The organism is Polaribacter sejongensis, assembly GCF_038024065.1.
In the GTDB taxonomy this organism is placed as follows: domain Bacteria; phylum Bacteroidota; class Bacteroidia; order Flavobacteriales; family Flavobacteriaceae; genus Polaribacter; species Polaribacter sejongensis.
The window spans coordinates 2587890-2610446 of sequence record NZ_CP150667.1; the positions used below are offsets into that span (position 1 = coordinate 2587890).

At 31.2% G+C, this 22557-nt stretch carries 22 protein-coding genes; 12 read left to right on the forward strand and 10 right to left on the reverse strand.

The genetic code is table 11. The features are described from left to right. Positions 1–190: 190 nt before the first annotated feature. From glmS to WHD08_RS10800, 3 genes are read right to left on the reverse strand one after another with little or no spacing between them, the layout of a single operon-like run. Positions 191–2047, reverse strand: coding sequence for a glutamine--fructose-6-phosphate transaminase (isomerizing) (glmS, locus tag WHD08_RS10790; protein ID WP_165731591.1), 1857 nt, complete (start codon positions 2045–2047; stop codon positions 191–193). 27 nt (positions 2048–2074) lie between these two features. Further along, on the reverse strand, positions 2075–3643 hold the full coding sequence (locus WHD08_RS10795) for a DUF4270 family protein (RefSeq protein WP_208890835.1): 1569 nt from the start codon (positions 3641–3643) through the stop codon (positions 2075–2077). Positions 3644–3655: 12 nt separating this feature from the next. After that, the gene (locus WHD08_RS10800; protein WP_208890834.1) at positions 3656–4465 is read right to left on the reverse strand and encodes a glycogen/starch synthase; all 810 of its coding nucleotides are present in this window, start codon (positions 4463–4465) and stop codon (positions 3656–3658) included. Positions 4466–4562: 97 nt separating this feature from the next. Here WHD08_RS10800 and panC point away from each other — a divergent pair, with 97 nt between their 5' ends. The 4 genes from panC (at position 4563) to WHD08_RS10820 (ending at position 7781) form a co-directional block, all read left to right on the forward strand. Next, positions 4563–5408 (forward strand): pantoate--beta-alanine ligase, encoded by an 846-nt coding sequence (panC, locus tag WHD08_RS10805; protein WP_208890833.1) that lies wholly within the window; start codon positions 4563–4565, stop codon positions 5406–5408. A gap of 31 nt (positions 5409–5439) precedes the next feature. Next, positions 5440–5790, forward strand: coding sequence for an aspartate 1-decarboxylase (gene panD / locus WHD08_RS10810; protein WP_165731587.1), 351 nt, complete (start codon positions 5440–5442; stop codon positions 5788–5790). A gap of 2 nt (positions 5791–5792) precedes the next feature. Further along, entirely contained in the window at positions 5793–6737 is a 945-nt protein-coding gene (locus WHD08_RS10815) for a lysylphosphatidylglycerol synthase transmembrane domain-containing protein (RefSeq protein WP_208890832.1), read from the forward strand. A gap of 243 nt (positions 6738–6980) precedes the next feature. Continuing rightward, positions 6981–7781, forward strand: coding sequence for an aspartate dehydrogenase domain-containing protein (locus tag WHD08_RS10820; RefSeq protein WP_208890831.1), 801 nt, complete (start codon positions 6981–6983; stop codon positions 7779–7781). Here WHD08_RS10820 and WHD08_RS10825 read toward each other — a convergent pair. Beyond that, positions 7768–8682 carry an NAD(P)-dependent oxidoreductase gene (locus WHD08_RS10825; RefSeq protein ID WP_208890830.1) on the reverse strand — a complete coding sequence of 305 codons (915 nt, stop codon included), beginning with the start codon at positions 8680–8682 and terminating at the stop codon, positions 7768–7770. The genes WHD08_RS10820 and WHD08_RS10825 overlap by 14 nt on opposite strands. A gap of 324 nt (positions 8683–9006) precedes the next feature. Here WHD08_RS10825 and radA point away from each other — a divergent pair, with 324 nt between their 5' ends. Continuing rightward, the gene (gene radA / locus WHD08_RS10830) at positions 9007–10368 is read left to right on the forward strand and encodes a DNA repair protein RadA (protein ID WP_165731583.1); all 1362 of its coding nucleotides are present in this window, start codon (positions 9007–9009) and stop codon (positions 10366–10368) included. A 170-nt stretch (positions 10369–10538) separates the two neighbouring features. Here radA and WHD08_RS10835 read toward each other — a convergent pair whose 3' ends face one another. After that, positions 10539–11099, reverse strand: coding sequence for a sugar O-acetyltransferase (locus tag WHD08_RS10835; protein WP_165731582.1), 561 nt, complete (start codon positions 11097–11099; stop codon positions 10539–10541). A gap of 398 nt (positions 11100–11497) precedes the next feature. On the opposite strand from WHD08_RS10835, the gene WHD08_RS10840 reads away from it, so the two are divergent. Next, positions 11498–12286: a hypothetical protein gene (locus WHD08_RS10840; protein ID WP_208890829.1), complete on the forward strand. Its 789-nt coding sequence runs from the start codon at positions 11498–11500 to the stop codon at positions 12284–12286. An 88-nt stretch (positions 12287–12374) separates the two neighbouring features. On the opposite strand, the gene WHD08_RS10845 is transcribed toward WHD08_RS10840, so the two are convergent. Then, a complete protein-coding gene (locus tag WHD08_RS10845; RefSeq protein WP_208890828.1) occupies positions 12375–13121 on the reverse strand; it encodes a uroporphyrinogen-III synthase in 747 nt (248 codons plus the stop codon). A gap of 17 nt (positions 13122–13138) precedes the next feature. Continuing rightward, the gene (locus WHD08_RS18630) at positions 13139–13690 is read right to left on the reverse strand and encodes a DUF4271 domain-containing protein (RefSeq protein WP_367889105.1); all 552 of its coding nucleotides are present in this window, start codon (positions 13688–13690) and stop codon (positions 13139–13141) included. Between the two features lie 172 nt (positions 13691–13862). Here WHD08_RS18630 and WHD08_RS10855 point away from each other — a divergent pair, with 172 nt between their 5' ends. The 4 genes from WHD08_RS10855 (at position 13863) to WHD08_RS10870 (ending at position 16950) form a co-directional block, all read left to right on the forward strand. Then, a complete protein-coding gene (locus WHD08_RS10855) occupies positions 13863–14585 on the forward strand; it encodes a polyprenol monophosphomannose synthase (RefSeq protein WP_208890826.1) in 723 nt (240 codons plus the stop codon). An 8-nt stretch (positions 14586–14593) separates the two neighbouring features. Next, positions 14594–15055, forward strand: a complete 462-nt coding sequence (locus WHD08_RS10860) for a GNAT family N-acetyltransferase (protein WP_208890825.1) — start codon at positions 14594–14596, stop codon at positions 15053–15055. Between the two features lie 88 nt (positions 15056–15143). Then, on the forward strand, positions 15144–16484 hold the full coding sequence (locus tag WHD08_RS10865; protein ID WP_208890824.1) for a dihydroorotase: 1341 nt from the start codon (positions 15144–15146) through the stop codon (positions 16482–16484). 1 nt (position 16485) lies between these two features. Beyond that, positions 16486–16950 (forward strand): DUF4296 domain-containing protein, encoded by a 465-nt coding sequence (locus WHD08_RS10870; protein ID WP_208890823.1) that lies wholly within the window; start codon positions 16486–16488, stop codon positions 16948–16950. Here the strand turns inward: WHD08_RS10870 and WHD08_RS10875 are convergent. Then, positions 16922–17944 carry an NAD-dependent epimerase/dehydratase family protein gene (locus tag WHD08_RS10875; protein ID WP_208890822.1) on the reverse strand — a complete coding sequence of 341 codons (1023 nt, stop codon included), beginning with the start codon at positions 17942–17944 and terminating at the stop codon, positions 16922–16924. The genes WHD08_RS10870 and WHD08_RS10875 overlap by 29 nt on opposite strands. 185 nt (positions 17945–18129) lie before the next feature. Here WHD08_RS10875 and tyrS point away from each other — a divergent pair, with 185 nt between their 5' ends. After that, complete coding sequence (tyrS, locus tag WHD08_RS10880; RefSeq protein WP_208890821.1) at positions 18130–19422, forward strand: tyrosine--tRNA ligase; 1293 nt, start codon at positions 18130–18132, stop codon at positions 19420–19422. Positions 19423–19634: 212 nt separating this feature from the next. Here tyrS and WHD08_RS10885 read toward each other — a convergent pair whose 3' ends face one another. Continuing rightward, positions 19635–20075 (reverse strand): YHS domain-containing (seleno)protein, encoded by a 441-nt coding sequence (locus WHD08_RS10885; RefSeq protein ID WP_208890820.1) that lies wholly within the window; start codon positions 20073–20075, stop codon positions 19635–19637. Positions 20076–20128: 53 nt separating this feature from the next. Continuing rightward, on the reverse strand, positions 20129–20914 hold the full coding sequence (locus WHD08_RS10890; RefSeq protein WP_208890819.1) for an alpha/beta fold hydrolase: 786 nt from the start codon (positions 20912–20914) through the stop codon (positions 20129–20131). 92 nt (positions 20915–21006) lie between these two features. Here WHD08_RS10890 and WHD08_RS10895 point away from each other — a divergent pair, with 92 nt between their 5' ends. Further along, entirely contained in the window at positions 21007–22557 is a 1551-nt protein-coding gene (locus WHD08_RS10895) for a serine hydrolase (protein ID WP_165731570.1), read from the forward strand.

Genomic DNA, 22557 nt, shown 5'->3' on the forward strand with positions numbered 1-22557 from the left:
TGAAAATCTTTTCTATTTTATATACTACATTAAATATTTTAAGGACTAAGGTAAGTATATTTTTTTTTTACATATCAATATACAATGTTGATATTTAACTAATCACAAAATTTAAGTGTCATATATTACTTTTATTAAATGAAAAAACCCAGCTATAAGCTGGGTTTAATTTTATAAAGTGTAATAAAAATTACTCTACCGTAACCGATTTTGCTAAATTTCTTGGTTGATCTACATTCTTACCTAACATCACTGCAACGTGATAGGATAATAATTGAAAAGGAATTGTAGTTAATAACGGTGTTAACGCTTCTTCTGTTTCAGGAATTTCTATAACATGATCTGCTATATCTCTAACCTGTGTATCTCCTTCTGTTACAATTGCAATAATTTTACCAGACCTCGATTTAATTTCTTGAATATTACTCACTACTTTTTCGTAATGACCTTTATTGGTTGCAATAACAAAAATTGGCATGTTCTCATCAATTAAAGCAATTGGACCATGTTTCATTTCTGCTGCAGGATATCCTTCTGCATGTATGTAAGAAATTTCTTTTAATTTTAAAGCGCCTTCTAATGCTACCGGAAAGTTAAAACCTCTACCTAAATACAAACAGTTTTTTGCATCTTTATAAACAGCTGCAATTTCCTTTACTTTTTCATCAATCTTTAAAAGTGCCTCTATTTTAGCCGGAATTAATTCCATTTTTTGCAAATACATTCTAAAAGCAGAGTCCGACATTGTTCCTTTTGCCTTTGCTAACTTTAAAGAAATTAATGTAAGTACCGTAATTTGAGTTGTAAATGCTTTTGTTGAAGCTACTCCAATTTCTGGACCAGCATGTGTATAAGCTCCTGCGTGTGTTTCTCTTGCGATAGAAGAACCTACTACATTACAAATACCAAATACAAAAGCTCCTTTAGATTTCGCTAATTTAATAGCAGCTAAAGTATCTGCAGTTTCTCCAGATTGAGAAATTGCAATAACCACATCATTTGGTGTAATTATAGGGTTTCTGTATCTAAACTCAGATGCGTACTCAACCTCAACAGGTATACGCGCCATATCTTCTATTAAATACTCACCAACTAAACCAGCATGCCAAGAAGTACCACAAGCAATAATTATAATTCTATCAGCATTTAAAAACTTATTTAAATTGTCATCTATTCCAGACATTTTAATAAGTCCTTCATTAGGTAACATTCTACCTCTATAAGTATCTATAATAGCCTTAGGTTGCTCATGAATTTCTTTTAACATGAAATGATCATAACCACCTTTTTCTATCTGATCTAAACTCAGTTTTAATTTCTGAATATTAGTATCAACCATAGAGTCGTCTTTAATCTTACGAACTTTTATGTCTTTACCAATTTTAACAACTGCCAATTCTTCATCCTCTAAATAAATAGCATTCTTTGTATACTCTATAAATGGCGATGCATCAGAAGCAACAAAAAATTCACTATTATCTTTTCCTACTCCAATTGCAATAGGACTTCCTAATCGAGCAATAACTAACTCATTTGGTTTTGTTTTATCAAAAACAGCAATTGCATAAGCACCTACAACACTTGTTAATGCTAGTTGAACTGCTTGCCCAAGCTTACAACCTTCGTTCTTTTTTACTTCTTCTATTAGATTAACTAAAACCTCAGTATCTGTATCACTCTTAAAAACATAACCTCTAGATATTAACTCTTTTTTTAAAGTGTCGTAGTTTTCAATAATACCGTTATGTACAATAACTAATTCACCAGACTGAGAAACATGTGGATGAGAATTTACATCATTTGGCACCCCATGAGTAGCCCAACGTGTATGACCAATTCCTATATTTCCTTTTTTTCTTTTTTCGTCATTATCAGTTATAGCTTCTAAATCTGAAACTTTTCCCTTGGTTTTAGAAAGATGTATTTCTTTCCCATCATACATCATTATCCCAGAACTATCATACCCTCTGTACTCTAGTCTTTTAAGTCCATTTACAACGATCGGGTAAGCATCTCTAAAGCCAATATAGCCAGTAATTCCACACATAAAATTTTCTTTTAGTTCGTTTTTTTTTTAATCCTTTTTCTCTGAATATGAAATCTTTAACTCTACCTTTTTATTACCATTTATAGCTTCATGATTAAAAAGCGTTACTGCCTTCGGATTCCAATTATAATTCTTAAATATAGTATCTGTAACTGTTAGTAAGTCTGTAGCGTTAATTACTTTAAGTCTTAATGTTGGAGAGTAATTTGTTTCACCACTTAATAAGTCTGAAATATAATCTGTAATTCTAAAAGTGTACTTCTCTTTCTTTCCATTAGAGTCTCTCTGTAACAAACCTCCAAAAATAGTAGCTCCCTCAGAATAAACATCTTTTACTTGACTGTAAACAGGTGGTACATTTTCATCACTCTTGTACAAGAATAATTGATAAGGAACAGCTGTTGTATCTATAGATTGATTAATATAAAAAGTTAAAGAAGCATCATTTATCAACAGATTTCTAGCTCTTAATTCTTCTATTTTATCAGCAACTCCATTACCATCTGTGTCTGCTCCAAAAAGGTTTATTTTAGCTTCACTTCCTGCAGCTCCTTGTAATACAATTTTATCTGAAGGATATACTTTATCATCCATCTTATAAGTACTTGCTCTTACTCCAGATAATAAAAAACTATCATTTTTGTAAATTGTATCTATAATAACTCCTCCAGCAACAACTGTATTTGTATAATAAACTTCTAGTGATGGCTTAACCGTAGCATTAAAATTAAAAGAAACTAAAGATCCTTCGTCTCCTGTAGCTTCTAGAATAAGTCCTCTAAAATAGTCATTAAACGCAGCCTGAGAATCAAAATCTGATGATTCATATTTATCTAGGAATAATTCTTTAATTTTATCTTCTTTTAAAGGAATTACTGCAAAAGGTACTGGTATTGTAGCAGATGTAGAATTAAAATATTTTACAGTATCTTGTGTAGCTACAGTTTCATCACTTAACCATCTTTTAACTACAATTGAGTCTGTTAAGCTTGGTGAAAATTTAAAATCTGAAGTAAAATTCAACTTAGTTACTTTTTTATCAAACACATCATTAGATTGATAACTATTCAATTTTGAAGGTTCTGTAGGATTTAATATACTTAAATAAGTACTGGTTTCATAAACATTTAAATTAAACGCTTTAGTTTGATCTCCTATAATTGAATCTAACTCATACGCTGTACCATCATCATTAAAAGTTACTTGATATGGTAATTTTACAAATGCAGTATCTATTGTAGTAACCACAATAGTATCAGAACCGTAAATATTTTCATCATCAATTACCTTTAAACCTGAACTTAAAGCTAGTTGAGAAACTATAGAAGCTTCTATTTTTTCGTAATCACCATTTGCACCAGTATGAACACCTAGTAGATATAAACCTGCCTCTGCAGAAATATTATCAGAAGTAACACTTGTAATAGGGCTATTTTCTATAACAATTCCTTTAACAGTTAAGGTATCTGTATCAAACTTTGTATTACTAATAATACTAGACTTAATATCTGTAAAATCTTTTTCACAAGAAATAACAGCTGTAAATACGAATACTAAAGCTACAATAAATGTGCTTTTCTCAAAAAATCTCCTCACTTTATAAAATAATTAATTAGCTGAAATTAAATCAGCATAAAAATTTAAATAACTTTCCTTTAAATCTTCAGATTGATATTCTAAAACCGGAATATCTTTACCTTCTATAAAAGAAGTTAATTCTTCTGAAATTTCTTCACTACCATGTATAATTGCGTCAGAATTTTCTATCGCACTTTTTAATATGTTTGTAAAGTTTGGTGTTTTAATTGTAGCAATTTTCTCGTCACAAATATTATCAAATTTCACTTTATCTGCTAAAGATTCATCTAACGTCCCCTCAAAAGGGTTGTTATATAAAGACGTTATGATTTTACTTTCTGTAAACAAAGGTTCTTCTTTATAAAACTCTTTTAAATAAAGAGGTAAAAGAGAAGCCATCCATCCATGAACATGAATAATATCTGGCGCCCAGTTTAATTTTTTTACGGTTTCTATAACTCCTTTTGCAAAGAAAATAGCGCGCTCATCATTATCCTCAAACAAATCATCATCTTCATCTGTAAAAACGGCTTTTCGTTTAAAATATTCTTCATTATCTATAAAATATACTTGCATTCTTTCTTTAGGAATAGAAGCAACTTTTATAATTAATGGCATATCCATATCATTAACTACTAGATTCATCCCAGATAAACGAATTACTTCGTGTAGCTGATGTCTTCGCTCGTTAATTACGCCATATCTTGGCATGAAAATTCTTGTTTGTACTCCTTTAGAATGTGCGTTTTTTGCAACATTAAAGGCTGTAGATGATAACTCTGTTTCGGGTAAGTATGGAACTACTTCAGATGAAACAAATAATATTCTCTTGTCCTTCATTAAATCAAACTCTTTTATAAGAAGCGCAAAAATACAAATTTTTATGCTAATATCGTGTTAAATTGGTAAGTTTGCAGACTCTACTTAATTTTTGAAGATGAAAATTTTTAACACTAAACAAGAAATAAATGCATATTTAACCTCTAAAAAAGAGGGTAATAAAACCATAGGTTTTGTGCCAACAATGGGCGCATTACACGAAGGTCACCTATCTTTAATTAAAAAAGCAATCGAGAAAAACGATCTAGTTGTAGTAAGTATTTTTGTAAATCCAACCCAGTTTGATAACCAAGAAGACTTAATTAAATACCCAAAAACCATAGAAAATGATACTAAATTACTAGAAAGTGTTTCTTGTGATGTATTATTCCTACCTTCTGTAGAAGAAATTTATGCAGAAAACATAGCTTCAGAAAAATTTGATTTTGACGGACTAGAACACCAAATGGAAGGCAAGTTTAGAACAGGGCATTTTGATGGTGTTGGTACCATCGTAAAAACCCTTTTCGAAATTGTAACACCTAATAGAGCTTATTTTGGTCAAAAAGATTTTCAGCAGTTACAGATCATCAAAAAAATGGTTAGAAAAAACAGACTGCCTGTAAAAATAAAAGGATGTCCTATTTTTAGAGAAGCAGATGGTTTGGCAATGAGTTCTAGAAACGCTAGATTATCTAAGGAACATAGAGAAGCAGCACCATTTATTTACAAAACTCTTAAAAAAGTTAAAAGTAAATTTGGCATAGAAAATGCTGTAACCGTAACTGAGTGGGTAGAAAATCAATTTAAAGAACACCCTTTATTAGAATTAGAGTATTTTACAATTGCTGATGAAAAATCATTAGAAACCATAAAAAACAAAGAATCTAACAAGAAAAACCGTGCTTTTATTGCAGTTTACGCAGGAGAAATACGATTGATAGACAACATTCGATTAAAATAGTAGTAATCAAAAAAAATAGTATTTTTGCCCCATGTTAGTACAAGTTGTAAAATCAAAAATCCACCGTGTAAAAGTTACAGGTGCAGATTTAAATTATATAGGAAGCATTACCATTGATGAAGATTTAATGGATGCTGCCAACATTATTGAAGGCGAACGCGTTCAAATTGTAAACAATAATAATGGAGAGCGTTTAGAAACATACGCTATTCCTGGACCTCGTGGAAGTGGAGAAATCACATTAAACGGAGCCGCAGCTAGAAAAGTTGCTGTTAATGACGTTTTAATTCTAATCGTTTACGGATTCATGGATTTTGAAGAGGCTAAAAGCTTTAAACCATCTTTAGTTTTCCCTAACGAGAAAGACAATACACTTACATAGGTTTGAACATCAAAAAAATATTAAAAACTGTACTACCTCTCGTTTTGGGAGGTTTTTTAGTATGGTATTCTCTCTCTAAAATCTCTCTAGATGTTTTAATAGGATATTTTAAAGATGCAAAATATGGTTGGATTCTCCTCGGCCTATTTTTTGGAATTTTGAGCCACCTTTCTAGAGCCTACAGATGGAAATTTATGCTAGAACCTTTAGGTTTTAAGCCCAAATACACAAATAGTGTTTTGGCTGTTTTAGTAGGTTATTTAGTAAACTTAGCCATACCTAGAGCCGGAGAAATTTCTAGAGCAACCGTAATGGCAAACTACGAGAAAATTCCGTTCGAAAAAGGATTCGGAACTATTGTAGCCGAACGTATTGCAGATTTAATCATGATGCTTTCTATCGTTGCAATAACACTTTTTGTTCAATTCGATTTTATCTACGAACTCTTAACCAAAAACTTTAATCCAACAAAAATCGTTATTGGCTTAACGGTTCTTATTCTTGGTTTTTACATTTTAACATCATTTATAAAGAAAGCAAAATCTGGGTTTTTACTAAAAATTAAAACCTTTGTTGCCGGCTTATTAGAAGGTGTTACTAGTATTTTTAAAATGAAAAATAAATGGGCATTTATCTTTCATACTGTATTTATTTGGGTAATGTACGTTGCCATGTTTTGGGCAACAATTCCTGCAATTGAAGGTTTACACGTTCCGTTTGGCGGAATTTTAATCGGTTTTATTGCTGGTGGATTTTCCATTGCAGCAACAAATGGCGGAATTGGATTATACCCAATTGCTGTTGCTGGCGCCTTGGCTTTGTTTGATGTTCCTACAGAACCTGCAACCGCTTTTGGCTGGATTATGTGGACCGCACAAACTGCAATGATTATCGTTTTTGGAGGTTTGGCATTTTTTGCACTACCAATTTACAATAAGAATAAATAACTTTTAGGCGTTCCTAAAAAGATAGTGCTTTCACTACTCACTTTTTTCTTTTACTAAAAAATCAGCAAAAGAAAAAACACCAAACAATGAGCCTGCCTTGAACTTTTAAAAATGTTCAATCGCTAACTCACAAATTTTAGAAAACGGGTCTTGTAAATAGCTATTTACAAGACCCGTTTCATTTAACTTTTCAATAACTTTTTATAATTGCTTATACTGTAAAAAAGGAATATGTTTGCCTTTATGGAAAAAAAAACATTAGCAATTGTAGGTTGCGGCGGACTTGCAAGCATCGTTGCACAAGCTTTAGATAAAGGCTTGTTGCCAGATTTTAAAATTATCGGCACATACTCTAGGACTTTCAATAAGGCCGAGGTTTTTTCAAATCATATTAATAATGTAGATAGAGGGTATACCTGTACAGCATGTCATTCTCTAGAAGAATTATTAATGCTAAAACCAGACTATCTTGTTGAAGCATCTTCTCCAGATTCTTTAAAAGAATTAGCGTTGCCAACCTTAAAAAACGGAACATCAATAGTAACAATCTCCATAGGAGGTCTTGCAGATGCCGATTTTTACGAAGAGGTTAAAAAAACAGCTTCAGAATATGGTACACGAGTTCATATTGCATCAGGAGCCGTTGGAGGATTCGACGTATTAAGAACTGTGTCTTTAATGGAAGAAAGCGAAGTGACTTTCGAGTCTACAAAATCGCCAAGAGCCATGAGAAATAGCCCAGTTTATAACCCTATTATAGAAACGCAAGAATACAAATCTTTTGAAGGTACTGCTGTAGAAGCTATCGCACTTTTTCCAAGACAAGTAAACGTTTCTGTTGCGGCTGCACTGGCATCAACAGGACCAGAAAACGTAAAGGTTTCTATTAAAACTATCCCAGAATTTGTTGGCGATAATCATCGTATAGAAATAAAAAGCCAGGAAATTCATGCCGTTTTAAACATTTATAGTCAAACGGCAAAAATTGCTGGCTGGAGTATTGTTAATACATTAAGAAATATTACTTCGCCTATTGCTTTTTAAAATAAGCAGTTAAGTTAGCTAATACCTTTTCGCTTAATCTAACAAACGCTTGTTGTGTTCTACCTGTAGAAACTTCTAAGCAATTAACTTTAGGGTTATTTAAAAGCTCTTTATCACCTAAAGCGCCAAGAGTATCACAATATACGGCATTATCACCTGCTGCTAGCCACTTATTAAAAGGTTCAGCATCCCAAGCAGGTGATAATCCTGTGTTGAATAATATTTTATGATTACCAAATTTAATAAACTCGTTTTCATGCAATAAAACAGTGTTTTTATTTAAACAAGCAATCACAACTTCATTTGTTTTCATTAGTTCTTCTAACGGTAAAAACTCATAGCCTTTTGCTTTAGCATCTTGTTTTTCACTTCTAGCAAAATAAGTGATTTCTGCTCCTAAAAAGTGAAGTGCATCCGCAACCATACCACCAGATTTTCCCAAACCTACAATCCCTACTTTTAAACCTGTAATTTCTCTTGGAATTCCACCCCAAGCATTTCTTGGTTTACCATCAGAAGTAGTACCAAAACCATGTAAACATCTTACCAACTCACTAATTACATATTCCACAACCCCCTCGTCTCCATAATCACGCACACCAGTAACGGTAATGCCACGTGAGTTTGCATAGTTAATATCTACATTCGCACTTTCTGGCGCATACAACGAACAACACATACCTATATATTTTACATTTGGGCAGCGTTCTAAAATTTCTTTTGTTAATGTTGTGGTGTAACTTAATAAAACACCATCAGCATCACCAATACGTGCTACAATCTCATCGTCTGTTGTTGGTCTGTCTGTGTATAATAATAGGTTTTCTGTTAAAGATTCTAATTTTATATTAACCGAATCAATTAACTCTAAAGGCTCTATTCCTATAAGTTTTTTAAACATAATTCACTTTTTTATTTGTTGTAAATGAAAGGCGGCAACATAAGAAATATCCCTTGTAAGAACTAATTTTTAACGTAACTTTAAGCTATTCTTTAGTCTATATAATTTCTAGGGCGTTCCCTAAAAAGGTCGCGCTTTCACTACTCGCTTTTTTCTTATGCTAAAAAAATAGCATCAAAAAAAGAGCTCAAACAGGTAGTTCAATCGCTAACGCAAATATTTGCTAACTTTTTGGGAATCTTTTTTTTTATTACTTTTTTTAAAACTTATAAGCTCATAAACTTTGTAACTTTGTTCCTCAAAAAATTGTAAACTTTTTCTATAATGGCTAAAACCAAAACAACTTTTTTCTGTCAGAACTGTGGAACCCAACATGCAAAATGGGTAGGACAATGTGGTGCTTGTAAAGAATGGAATACCATTGTAGAAGAAGTAATACAAAAAGAAGAAAAACGCGTTTGGAAACAATCTACAACCGCAAAACAAACCGTAAACAAACCTTTAAAAGTTGCTGACATTCAGTTAAACCCAGAAGAAAGAATTGTTACCAACAACAACGAATTAGACACTGTTTTAGGTGGAGGATTGGTAAAAGGTTCTGTAACACTTTTAGGTGGTGAACCCGGAATTGGAAAATCGACCTTATTATTGCAAGTTGCTTTAAATATCAGCCAGAAAGTACTGTATGTTTCTGGTGAGGAAAGTCAGTCTCAAATAAAAATGAGAGCAGAAAGGTTAGAAGCAAACAATTCTAACTGTTTAATTTTAACAGAAACCAACACCCAAAACATCTTTAAAAATATAGAAGAGACAATGCCTGATGTTTTGGTAATAGATTCTATACAAACATTACACACAAGCTCTATAGAAGCATCTCCTGGTAGCATTTCTCAAATTAGAGAAACTGCAGCAGAACTGATTAAATATGCCAAAGAAACAGCAACTCCGGTTTTATTAATTGGTCATATAAATAAAGATGGAAACATTGCTGGTCCAAAAATTTTAGAACACATGGTAGATGTTGTTTTACAATTTGAAGGCGACAGAAATCATACGTACAGAATTTTAAGAAGTCAGAAAAACAGATTTGGTTCTACGTCTGAATTAGGAATCTACGAAATGCTTTCTAGCGGATTAAGAGAAATTTCTAATCCGTCTGAAATTTTAATTTCTAAAAAGGATGCAGATTTAAGCGGAACAGCAATTGCAAGTACTTTAGAAGGTATTAGACCTTTAATGATAGAAATACAAGCTTTAGTTTCTACCGCCGTTTACGGAACACCTCAGCGTTCTACAACGGGGTATAATTTAAAACGTTTAAACATGATTTTAGCTGTTTTAGAAAAAAGAGCAGGTTTTAAATTAGGCGCAAAAGATGTCTTTTTAAATATTACTGGAGGAATAAACGTAGACGATCCTGCAATTGATTTAGCAGTGGTGGCTGCTATTTTATCGTCTAACCAAGATGTTGCTATTAATCCGAATGTTTGTTTTGCTGCAGAAGTTGGTTTGGCTGGAGAAATAAGGCCAGTTTCTAAAATAGATCAAAGAATTACCGAAGCAGAAAAATTAGGTTACAAAACTTTAGTCGCCTCTAAATACAATAAAATTGCTTCTAAAAATCACGGAATTCGTTTGGTTTTGGTAGGTAAGATTGAAGAGGCTTTTGCTACTTTGTTTGCTTAAGCTTTATTTTTTTTACTATTAAAAAAACAAGGAACCTTAATTATTTTCTATTAGCTAACAAACAGGTTTAGCCCTGATTGAAGCGGCATCCTTTTTTTGTTTTTAACAAAAAAAGATATAGCGAAAAGCAGGAAAAAGCTTCTAAAAAAAAACAGTACAAAACAAGTTTTCTAAGCTTCTAATTTTCGAATTACTTTACAAGGATTTCCTGCTGCAAAAACATCTGCAGGAATATTTTTTGTAACTACACTTCCTGCTCCAATTACGGTTCTGTCTCCAATATGTACACCCGGACAAACTACCGTACTTCCTCCGACCCAAACATCTTCTCCAATAGTTATTGGTTTTGCTAATTCGAGTCCGGAAGCTCTTTCTTTATGATTTATAGGATGTGTTGCTGTGTATAATTGCACATTTGGACCAATTAATGTTCTAGAACCAATTGTAACGGGAGTTACGTCTAAAACAACACAATTAAAGTTAAAATACACATCGTTTCCTGTAATTATATTGTAACCATAATCGCAATAAAAGGGAGTTTGTATAAATAGATTCTTCCCTTGATTTGGCAGTAATTTATGTAAAATAACATTTTTTGATTCCGCTTTATCTTCTGATAAATCATTTAGCTCTTTTAATAACAATCTTGCTTCTAATCGTTCTTTGGTAAGTTGTATATCTGAGGCATCATATAATTGACCAGAGAGCATTTTTTGTTTTTCAGTTTTCATTTATCAGTTCTATTTGTACGAAGTTACTAAGATAATTTATTTTCTAAAAACTAATAGTAAAAACCCCCTTCAGGTTCCCAAAACCTGAAGGGCCTGAAAGTATTTACCTATAAAATAACATACCTTAAAATAATTTCTATTAGTTAGCAAACAGGTTTTGACCTGACTTCCCTAAGAATTCACTAATTAAGGTTTAGATAAAATTGAATCAGTATAAATATCTAATATCAAACACCTCATAAAGGGTTTTAAACTTTTATGGGGTAAAATTTCAAATTAACAAATCATTTCTTTATTTGGAATGAGTTCATATCTAATGCTATTGTTATATTATTAATCTTAAAAAGGATTGATATTTGAACTTTATAACTAAATATCATTAACTTAAAACAATACATATGAAATTAAGAATATTAAGTATTATCTGTTTAACTTTAATAACACTTGTAGGCTGTAAGGAGACTAAAAAAGAAAAAGTGAACGATACTCCGGAAAAAAGTACAAAAATTACCTTAGAAAAATTAGAAAACTCACCAGAATACGCTACTGCTTCGCTTAAAATGATAACACCAAGTGATACATTAATAAAAAGTGTTGGAGAAACTGCTTTTAATTTTGAGGTAAACAATTACGAATTAGGTGCAATAACAAAAAGTAAAGACACAGCACTTTTAGCAAATTCAGGAAAAGGACAGCATATTCATTTTATTTTGAATAACGAGCCCTATTCTGCGCATTATGAACCTACATTTAAAAAAGACATGCCTAATGGAGTGCATCATTTGGTTGCATTTTTAAGTAGGTCTTATCATGAATCTGTTAAAAACGAAGATGCAGTAGTTGTTAAAAAATTAATTGTTGGAGAAGATACTAAAGACGATAACAATTTAGATATAAATGCACCAACACTTATTTATAGTCGACCAAAAGGAGAGTATACAGGAAAAGATACAGAAAATCTATTACTAGATTTTTTCGTATTAAATACAGAACTTTCAGAAAATGGTACTAAAGTTCGTGCAACTATTAATGACAAAGAATTTATAATAACGGAATGGGCACCACAGGTTATTAAAGGTTTACCAAAAGGAAAAGTTTCTATAAAATTAGAATTAATAGATGCTGAAGGAAATTTAATTCCTGGGCCATTTAATAGTGTTGACAGAACAGTTACTTTAAAAAAGTAATCAAATTTATAACTGAAAAAGAATCATAAAAAAAACCAAGCAAAATTGCTTGGTTTTTTTTATGTAATTTATAGCGTTTTAAGAAATATTACTTCTTATTTGCTAATTTTATGTATTTATCTAAAGCCATTGTCATAGAAGGTGTTTCTGGTGACGGCGCTGTAATATCACACTTAAAACCTGCATCTGTAACAGCTTTTACAGTAGAGTTACCAAAGGCAGCTATTCTTGTTGCGTTTTGTTTAAAATCTGGAAAGTTTTTTAACAATGATTCTATTCCTGATGGGCTAAAGAACACCAAAACATCATAAAATACATCTTCTAAATCAGACAAATCACTAACTACAGTTCTATATAAATCTAATCGTTTCCAAGTGATTCCTAAACTATCTAACTCTTCAGGGATTAAAGGCTTTAACTTATCTGAACTAGGTAATAAGAATTTTTCTGTTTTATGTTTCTTAATTAATTTTGTTAAATCAGGAAACGTTCTTGTACCTACATAAATTTTTCTCTTTCTGTAGACTACATATTTTTGTAAGTAAAAAGCAACTGCTTCTGACTGGCAAAAATATTTCATAGCATCTGGCACTTTAAATCGCATCTCGTCTGCAATTCTAAAAAAGTGATCAACAGCATTTCTACTTGTTAAAATAATAGCTGTAAAGTTATGTAAATCAACTTTTTCTCCTCTTACTTCTTTGACAGATATACCTTCTACGTGAATAAATGGTCTAAAATCTATCTTTACTTTTTGTTTATCAGACAAGTCAAAATAAGGGGAAGTTTCAGTCTTTGGTTCTGGTTGCGATACTAAGATCGTTTTCACTTTCATATGCTTCTTTTTTCTAGTTAAAATAGCAATCTAAACAGTACAAATAGCGGTGCTATTTCGACGGCGCAAAGGTACAAAATAAAATAAAACAACTCGCTAAAAACCAGCTTTTTATTAATTACCGCATGAAATATAAATCGAATAGAAAATAAAAGTGCCGAAAAATAGACTAAAAAAGGGGTGTCTAATTGTGAGTATTCTACTAAAACAATAGCTATAAGTAGAAAAAAAGAAACAGAATATAAATAGACTGACTTAGAAACTAAAAAGAAATCTAGCTTTTTATCAATCTTAAAAACTACAGAAAGCAAAAATTCTAATAGCCTTTTAATCGTTAAATATGAAAAAACAACTCCAAAAATCTTCAGAAAAGTATAAAAACCTTGTTCTGCAGAAGAATTATAGTACAAATAGATTTTATAGGTTAATAAAGCAAGAACTGTAATGGAAAAAATAAAAATGACATTTTTAAAAGGATTAAAAAAAGAAGTATTCTCTTCTATTTCAGAATCGATAAAACTTTCATTAAACAAAGAAGATACACTACCCTTTAACCTTACTACACTCAACCCTCTTAAAAGGAAAACACAGGCAAACAAGCACACCAATAATATGGTAATCCAACTGTTATCTATTACTACTCTTTCTATTGCTTGCACCTATTTTTGTTTTGGTAAGATTAACACAAAATTAGTAATTAAATAATGTATATTTGTCTACTTACCACATGAAATTTTATTTATGTCAGATGCGTTAGTCATAATACCTACTTATAACGAAAAAGAAAATATAGAAGCTATTATTAGAGCCACTTTTAATCAAAAGAAAGAATTTCATATTTTAGTTGTAGATGACAATTCTCCTGATGGAACCTCAGCTATTGTAGAAAACTTAATTTTAGAGTTTCCAAATCAGCTTTTTTTAGAAAGAAGAATCGGTAAAAGTGGTTTAGGTACTGCTTATATACACGGTTTTAAATGGGCCATTGCTAAAAAGTATGATTATATTATTGAAATGGATGCCGACTTTTCTCACAATCCTGATGATCTAATTCGCTTATACGATGCATGCCATAAAGAAAACATTAGTGTTTCTGTAGGTTCTAGATATGTTAACAACAAAATAAATGTTGTTAATTGGGATATAAAAAGATTATTACTCTCTTACTTTGCATCTAAATATGTTCGCTTAATTACAAGAATTCCTTTATTTGATACAACTGCAGGTTTTGTCTGCTGGAAAAGAGAAGTCTTAGAAAATATACAATTAGAAAAAATAAAATTTGTGGGTTATGCCTTTCAAATAGAAATGAAATTTAAAGCATGGAAACGTGGTTTTAAGATAAAAGAAGTTTCTGTTATTTTTACAGACAGAACTTTAGGAACTTCTAAAATGAGCGGAAATATAATATATGAAGCCTTATTTGGAGTTATAAAAATGAGATTACAAGGTATATCAAAATAAAATGTATAATGAGCGAAATTTCTATTAGAACTGCAACTTTACAAGATTTAGAAACCTTATTAGAATTTGAACAAGGAGTTATAACAGCAGAAAGACCTTTAGATCCTTTTTTAGGCGATGGTAAATTGTCTTATTACAATATACCCGAATTAATTTCTAATGAAGACATTTATTTTATTGTTGCTATTTCTAACGATCAAATAATTGCTTCTGGTTACCTAAGAATAGAAAATTCTAAACATTATCACAAAAACCCAAAACATGGTTATATTGGTTTTATATTTGTAAAACCCGCTTTTAGAGGAAACAAGATTAGTAATTTAATTTTAGAGTCTTTAAAAAATTGGGCAGTAAAAAAAGATATAAAAGAATTAAGATTGGATGTTTATAGCAATAATTCTGCGGCAATAAAATCTTATGAACGCTTTGGTTTTACAAAAATCTTAGTGAACATGAAAATGAGTATTTAATAGATAGGAATAGTAAAAAAAACAATTAAAAACTTTACTAACTTTGCAAAAATCAGCAAAGTATTTTCAGTAAAAACAATTATAAAAAATGGCGAAATCAACTTTAATAAAAAACGCAAGAATTGTAAATGAAAACAAAACTTTTTTAGGGGATGTTCTCATTGAAAACGGAATTATAAAAGAAATTTCATCAGATATAAATGCAACTGAAAATGTTGAAATTATTCATGCAGAAGGGAAGTTTTTAATTCCTGGTTTTATAGATGATCAAGTACATTTTAGAGAACCTGGCTTAACACATAAAGCAAATATTGCTACAGAAAGTAGAGCTGCCGTTGCTGGCGGAATTACTACTTTTATAGAAATGCCAAACACCGTACCGCAAGCTACAACGCAAGATTTATTAGAAGATAAATTTAAAATTGCAGCAAACGATTCTTACGCTAATTATTCTTTTATGTTTGGTGGAACAAACGATAATTTAGAAGAATTATTAAAAACAGACCCTAAAAAAGTAGCCGGAATTAAATTATTTTTAGGTTCTTCTACGGGAAATATGTTGGTTGATAATGAAGAAATTCTAGAGAAAATTTTCTCATCAACAAAAATGATTATTTCTGTACACTGTGAAGATGAAGCAACTATCAGAAAAAACACACAAGAATTTGTTGATAAATATGGCGATGATATTCCAGTAAAATACCATCCAATTATTAGAAGTGAAGCAGCTTGTTATTTATCGTCTTCTAAAGCAATTGAATTGGCAAAGAAAACAGGTGCACGTTTGCATATTTTCCATGTATCAACAGCTAAAGAAACGGAGCTTTTTAGAAATGACATTCCTTTAGAAGAAAAACAAATTACCGCAGAAGTTTGTGTGCATCATTTATGGTTCTCTGATAAAGATTACGAAGAAAAAGGAACCCATATAAAATGGAATCCGGCTGTAAAAACAGAAAAAGACAGACTTGGTTTATGGGAAGCTTTGTTAGATGACAGAATTGATGTTTTGGCAACAGACCACGCTCCGCATACTTTAGAAGAAAAAACAAATGTATACACAAAAGCACCAAGTGGCGGACCTTTAGTACAACATGCAGTTATTGCGCTTTTAGAAAAAGTAAAAGAAGGAGTAATTCCGATTGAAAAACTAGTTGAAAAAATGAGCCATAATCCGGCAAAATTATTTCAAATTGAGAAACGTGGTTTTATAAAAGAAGGATATTTTGCAGATATCGTTTTAATTGATACCAACAAGCCACAAACTGTTTCTAAAGACAATATTTTATACAAATGTGGCTGGTCTCCTTTTGAAGGAACTACATTTTCATCAACCATAACCCATACCTTTGTAAATGGAAATTTAATCTATAATGAAGGTGTTTTTAATGATAATATTAAAGGAAAACGCCTGACTTTTAATCGTTAATATGAAAAACTTAAGCTATTTTCTTGTTTCTATTTTCTTGGTTTCTTGCACAAGTAACACCATTTTTAAAGAGCCAAAAGACCTTATTCCTAGAGACACCATGACCTTATTACTTGGGGATATGATGATTGCTTCTTCTGCAAAATTTGTTAAAAACAAAAATGAGCAAAAGAAAGTAAATTACATGGCTTTTATATATGATAAATATAAAATAGATAGCCTACGTTTTCAAAACAGCAACCTATATTATACCTCTAAAATAGATTTATATGAGGAAATGATTACCGATGTTAAAAAAAACTTAGAAGAAAAAAAAGATTTTTACAATAAAATGAGCTCTCGAAAAGATTCCATTAGAAGGGATTCTATTAAAAAAGTTGGAAAAAAATTGAAAGAATTAGATTCTATTAAAGAAATTGAACCGATCTTAGAGCCTACTAAGGACGATTTTGAGATAAAGAATTAACATATCTATCAGACACTTCTTTTATCACATCATCAATTTTTTCAAACTGAAAAGGCATCGTTGTTTCAATCTTTTCTGAGGAGTATTTAGACACTGAATGTGCACTTCTTGCTGAGTATTTACTCAACAATGGCTCTTTTCTCGAAAACAGAGACAACATCCAAGAAACTCTCCAAAAAATAGCGGTTTGCCAAGGCTTAATATTTTTTGTTGGTCTTTTTTTACCGAAAGCATCAGCTATAGAAAAGAAAATTTCTTTAAACGATTTATTCTCTGCAACTAAAATAAAACGTTCATTTTTAATGCTAGAGTTCATCAACTTAATCATTGCTGCAACAACATCTTTAACACCTACAAAACCAGTAATTCCTTCTGTGTAATAACTAAAACCGTTATAAACCTGTGTAAACATTTTACCAGAACCAGCAGTATAAAATCCGCTTCCTAAGATAACACCTGGGTTTACTATAGCCACATCTACTCCCTCTTGGCTTGCACGCCAAATTTCCATTTCTGCCCCAAATTTCGTTATCGAATATCCACTATTATCAGATTCTGGATTCCATTCATTCTCTTCAGTGATAAGGCCACCTTTTAGAGAATCTCCCACAGAAGCAATAGAACCTACAAAACAAATTTTACGAACATTAGCATCAATGGCAAGGTTTACAATAATCGCTGTTCCATGTATATTTACTTTGCGCATTTCCCTGTAATCTTTCGGATTAAAGGAAATAAATGCTGCGCAATGATATACTTTTTCAACTCCAATAAAAGCAGGAATCATAGCAGGAACATCTGTAATGTCTGCTTTAAACCATTCTATTTTAGAAATTAAGTTTATAGCATCATCCGTATAAAAAGAAAAGACTTCTTGTACTTTTTTAATTCTTTCTTCAGAACGGTAAATAGCACGTATTTTTTCATCATTTTTTACCAAATGATACAATAAATGTGCGCCAACTAAACCTGTTCCTCCAGTAACTAAAATCATAACGCGAATTTATGATATTTTCATTGATAAGTTTATCTTTGCATAATGAAAAATAGCAAATAAATAATTGCTATAAGATGTCAAATTGAGCTTGTCTAGATTGATAATTTAAACGATCAAGACACAAAACTTAAACAAGCTGAATTTGGCATTCGTATTTTGAATTGAATTAATTTAGACTTATAATGACAAATTTTGTTGAAGAATTACGCTGGCGTGGATTATTGCATGATATTATGCCAGACACGGAAGACTATTTATTAAAAAATAAAACTGCTGGTTATATTGGTTTTGATCCAACTGCAGACTCACTACATATTGGTAGTTTGGTGCAAATATTTATTTTGAAACATTTTCAAAATGCAGGTCATAACCCTATTGCTTTAATTGGTGGAGCTACTGGTATGGTTGGTGATCCTTCTGGAAAATCTGCAGAACGTAATTTGTTAGATGAAGCTACTTTGGCAAAAAATGTTGCTGGTGTTAGAGAAAATCTAGAACGTTTTTTAGACTTTGATGCCGCTGCAGAAAACAAAGCAGAATTGGTAAACAATTACGATTGGATGAAAGATATTTCATTAATCGATTTTGTAAGAGATACAGGGAAACATATTACTGTAAACTACATGATGGCTAAAGATTCTGTAAAGAAACGTTTGAGTTCTGAATCTTCAGTTGGTATGAGTTTTACAGAGTTTACCTACCAATTATTTCAAGGATACGATTTTTATCATTTATACCAAGAAAAAAATTGCAGACTGCAAATGGGTGGTTCAGATCAGTGGGGAAATATTACCACAGGTACAGAATTAATTCGTAGAAAAGCACAAGGAAAAGCGTATGCAATTACGGTTCCTTTAGTAACAAAAGCAGACGGAACCAAATTTGGTAAAACAGAAAGCGGAAATGTTTGGTTAAATACAGATAGAACTTCTCCATATAAATACTACCAATATTGGTTAAACTCTTCGGATGAAGATGCAGAGAACTTTATTAAAAAGTTTACATTTTTAGACAAAGAAACTGTAGAGAACTTAATTGCTGAGCATAAAGAGAATCCACATTTACGTTTGTTACAGAAAAAATTAGGGGAAGAAGTTACTATTTTAACACATGGTAAAGAAGCGTATAAAAATGCTTTAAAAGCTTCTAATATTTTATTCGGAAAATCTACTGCTTCTGATTTAAAATCTTTAGATGAACAAACATTTTTAGATGTGTTTGATGGAGTGCCACAAGCTACAGTATCTGCTACAGATATTGAGGAAGGTTTAGATATGATTGGTGCATTAGCAGCTAAAACAGACTTCTTAAAATCTAACGGAGACGCTAGAAGAGCATTAAAGGAAAATGCAATTTCTGTAAATAAAGAAAAAATAAAAGAAGATTATTCGATTACTAAAGAAGATTTAATTGCAAATAAATATGTGTTATTACAACGTGGTAAAAAAACATATTATTTATTAGTGGTTGAGTAAACTATAAGGCTCATTTCGAATATTTCTGAAATTAAAAATTATTTTAATATCGAGTAGATAAAAGTACTAATAATGAAGAATCTAAGGCGATTTCTCAATCGTTAAAAGACTCATTTCGAAATGACATAAGGGATAAATATAAAAAAGAGCTGATTTAATCAGCTCTTTTTTTTTACAACATTCACAAAATCCCCCGACATTGCTTTCAACCATCATTTTTTATTAATATTCAACCAGTTTTTGTCTGCTTTTATTTTTAAACCTTCAGCTCCTTCTTCCTCCCATAACTCTAACGTATTTGTTCCCCAAGAATTGTAGAATAGATATAATTTTCCATCTCTAATCTCAAATGTTTCCGGGTCTATAGAAACCTTCTCTCCTTTTGCTCCAATTGCATATGCACAATATCCTCCATAAGCAGGAACGTATTTTTTAGGTGATCTATTAAAAATTTCTAAATTCTCTTTTGATGAAAACTTAAATTGCACACCATCGTAATCTGCAACAAATTTTTTATTTCCTTTTACTGAGGTGTTGTTAAAATAAGAAACCACATCATAACCCTCTGCAACAAAACCTTTTTTGGTATTGTAATCTTGAGCATATAGTGAAGTGGAAATTATAAGAACTAAAAGTGTAATTACGTGTTTCATCGATTGTATTTTCTACATAGTCGCTGAAATTTTCGATAAATTACAAAGAAAAGTTAAGATATACAGGATTTTATGAATTTTTTTAACATGAAAATCAGTTCTGGTGCGTTTTCAATATGACTCATATGTCCGTCAGGAAAAATAACGAGTTCAGAATTTGTTTTTTCAGCCTCTTCTTTAGAATTTTCTAAATTTAAAACTAGATCTTTCTCGCCAACAATAATCATTTTATTAAATTTACTTTCTTTTAAATATTGATTTAAATTAGGTCGGTTTTTCATCCCTTCATTCGCAGCAACATAACCTTGTAAAGAAGTTTGTAAAGCCTCTTTTTTAACCGCATTTATTTCCTCTTTAAATTTTAATAAATTTTCTTGATTAAATAAATTTGAAATGGACATTTTTACCATAGATTCAAAATTATTTTGAACCATTTTATTTGCTCTTATTCTTATTTTTATTCGTTCTTCAGAATCTTCGTTAGAAGTTGAATTTAATAAGCATAAGCCCTTTATTTTATTAGAATTCATTTTGGAAATAGCTAAAGAAATATATCCTCCTAAAGAATGGCCAACCAAAATAAATTTTCTAACTTTTAAATGCTTTAAAACAGCTTCTATAGTTTCTGCAAACAATTCCATAGAGTGTACATATCCCAAACAATCAGATTTCCCATGACCTAACAAATCAACTGTAACTACTCTGTTTCTTTTGGTAAGTTCAGGTACAATTTTATCCCACATCGTGGAATTCTCTAAAAAACCATGAATTAGAACAACTACAGTTCCTTTTCCTTGATCTGTATAAAAAATATTAGCGTTTTTGTAGACTAAAATCATGGAAACAAATATAGTGTTTGATTCGTTTTTAGAAATCTAAAACATGGTAAAACTATTTACTATATTTGGAGTGAATTCAACAACTTTACTATATGTTTCTTAAAAAAGCAATACTACTCTCCCTTTTCCTTATTTCATTAACCTTAAACGCACAAATTGCCGAGAAACAACTCGATAATTTAATAGAAGAAACCTTAAAAACATTTGATGTTCCTGGTATTTCTGTCGGAATTTTAAAAGATGGAAAAATAGTTTATGCTAAAGGACACGGAGTACGTTCTTTAACCAACAAAAAAGACATGAATGAAAATACCATAGTTGGTATTGCTTCTAACAGTAAAGGTTTTACATGCTTTGCATTAGCAATGATGGTCGATGCAGGGAAATTAAATTGGGATGATAAAGTAAGAAAACACATTCCGGAATTTGAAATGTACGACGCTTGGATTACTCAAAATATTACAGTTCGTGATTTAGTGACACACAGAAGTGGTTTAGATTTAGGTTCTGGAGATTTAATGTTTTTTCCTGAAAACAATGATTTTACTACAGACGATATCATCAAAAATATAAAATACTTGAAACCGACAAGTAAATTTAGAACCGATTTTAAATACAACAACAATATGTTTATTGTTGCTGGTGAAGTTTTAAAACGTGTTAGCGGACTTACATGGGAAGAGTTTATTGAAACTAAAATAATGAAACCCGTTGGTATGACCAACAGTAAAGCATCTTACAACCGAGTTACCAACAGAACAAATATTATTGATGCACACACGAGAACAGAAGAAAAAGTAATTCAGATTCCGCATGATTGGAGCGAAACTGCAAACCCTGCAGGTGGAATTATGAGCAACGTAAACGACATGTTAACTTGGGCTAATTTTTTAATGAATGATGCAGTTACCAAAAACGGAGAGCGCTTGCTAAGCGAAACTCAATTTCATGAACTTTGGCAATTACAAACTCCTTTAAAAGTAGCTAAAAACGATTCTTATAATTCTAACTTTAGAGGTTATGGTTTGGGTTGGTTTGTAACCGATGTAAAAGGCGGACATAAACAAGTCTATCACACAGGTGGTTTATTAGGTACCGTTACACAGTTTACGATGATTCCAGATTTAGATTTGGGAATTATTGTATTGACAAATCAAATGAACGGTAGCGCTTTTAACACTGTTACAAATACTATTAAAGACGCTTATTTAGGATATGAAAATAGAAACTGGATCGAAAAACTAGGTACAAATAATACCAAATATTTAAAATACAACGACAGTATAAAAGCAAGTGTTTATAATAAAGTTGCATTAGCCAAAGCTGATAAAAGCTTACCGAAACCAAATCAAATTGTAGGAACCTACAACGATGCCTGGTTTGGAAATATGACCATTTCTAATGATGGAAATTCTTACAGCATAAAATGTGAGCGTTCAGAAACTTTATTTGGAGAATTATTGCCATACAACCAAACAACCTACGTTGCAAAATGGAACAACAGAAGTTATGATGCTGATGTTTTTGTACAGTTTTCTTTTGATGAAAAAGGAAATACCACAGGAGCAACCATGAAATTTATTGCACCAATTACAGATTTTAGTTTCGACTTTAATCATTTAAACTTTAAAAAAGTAAACTAA

Excerpts from the sequence above, each read along its gene's own strand:
- glmS (WP_165731591.1), bottom strand. The coding sequence starts at position 2,047 with ATGTGTGGAATTACTGGCTATATTGGCTTTAGAGATGCTTACCCGATC.
- tyrS (WP_208890821.1), top strand. The coding sequence starts at position 18,130 with ATGACAAATTTTGTTGAAGAATTACGCTGGCGTGGATTATTGCATGAT.
- WHD08_RS10825 (WP_208890830.1), bottom strand. The coding sequence starts at position 8,682 with ATGTTTAAAAAACTTATAGGAATAGAGCCTTTAGAGTTAATTGATTCG.
- WHD08_RS10860 (WP_208890825.1), top strand. The coding sequence starts at position 14,594 with ATGAGCGAAATTTCTATTAGAACTGCAACTTTACAAGATTTAGAAACC.
- WHD08_RS10855 (WP_208890826.1), top strand. The coding sequence starts at position 13,863 with ATGTCAGATGCGTTAGTCATAATACCTACTTATAACGAAAAAGAAAAT.
- WHD08_RS10800 (WP_208890834.1), bottom strand. The coding sequence starts at position 4,465 with ATGAAGGACAAGAGAATATTATTTGTTTCATCTGAAGTAGTTCCATAC.
- WHD08_RS10875 (WP_208890822.1), bottom strand. The coding sequence starts at position 17,944 with ATGATTTTAGTTACTGGAGGAACAGGTTTAGTTGGCGCACATTTATTG.
- WHD08_RS10820 (WP_208890831.1), top strand. The coding sequence starts at position 6,981 with ATGGAAAAAAAAACATTAGCAATTGTAGGTTGCGGCGGACTTGCAAGC.
- WHD08_RS10840 (WP_208890829.1), top strand. The coding sequence starts at position 11,498 with ATGAAATTAAGAATATTAAGTATTATCTGTTTAACTTTAATAACACTT.
- panC (WP_208890833.1), top strand. The coding sequence starts at position 4,563 with ATGAAAATTTTTAACACTAAACAAGAAATAAATGCATATTTAACCTCT.
- radA (WP_165731583.1), top strand. The coding sequence starts at position 9,007 with ATGGCTAAAACCAAAACAACTTTTTTCTGTCAGAACTGTGGAACCCAA.
- WHD08_RS10870 (WP_208890823.1), top strand. The coding sequence starts at position 16,486 with ATGAAAAACTTAAGCTATTTTCTTGTTTCTATTTTCTTGGTTTCTTGC.
- WHD08_RS10895 (WP_165731570.1), top strand. The coding sequence starts at position 21,007 with ATGTTTCTTAAAAAAGCAATACTACTCTCCCTTTTCCTTATTTCATTA.
- WHD08_RS10885 (WP_208890820.1), bottom strand. The coding sequence starts at position 20,075 with ATGAAACACGTAATTACACTTTTAGTTCTTATAATTTCCACTTCACTA.
- WHD08_RS10835 (WP_165731582.1), bottom strand. The coding sequence starts at position 11,099 with ATGAAAACTGAAAAACAAAAAATGCTCTCTGGTCAATTATATGATGCC.
- WHD08_RS10890 (WP_208890819.1), bottom strand. The coding sequence starts at position 20,914 with ATGATTTTAGTCTACAAAAACGCTAATATTTTTTATACAGATCAAGGA.
- WHD08_RS10845 (WP_208890828.1), bottom strand. The coding sequence starts at position 13,121 with ATGAAAGTGAAAACGATCTTAGTATCGCAACCAGAACCAAAGACTGAA.
- WHD08_RS10865 (WP_208890824.1), top strand. The coding sequence starts at position 15,144 with ATGGCGAAATCAACTTTAATAAAAAACGCAAGAATTGTAAATGAAAAC.
- panD (WP_165731587.1), top strand. The coding sequence starts at position 5,440 with ATGTTAGTACAAGTTGTAAAATCAAAAATCCACCGTGTAAAAGTTACA.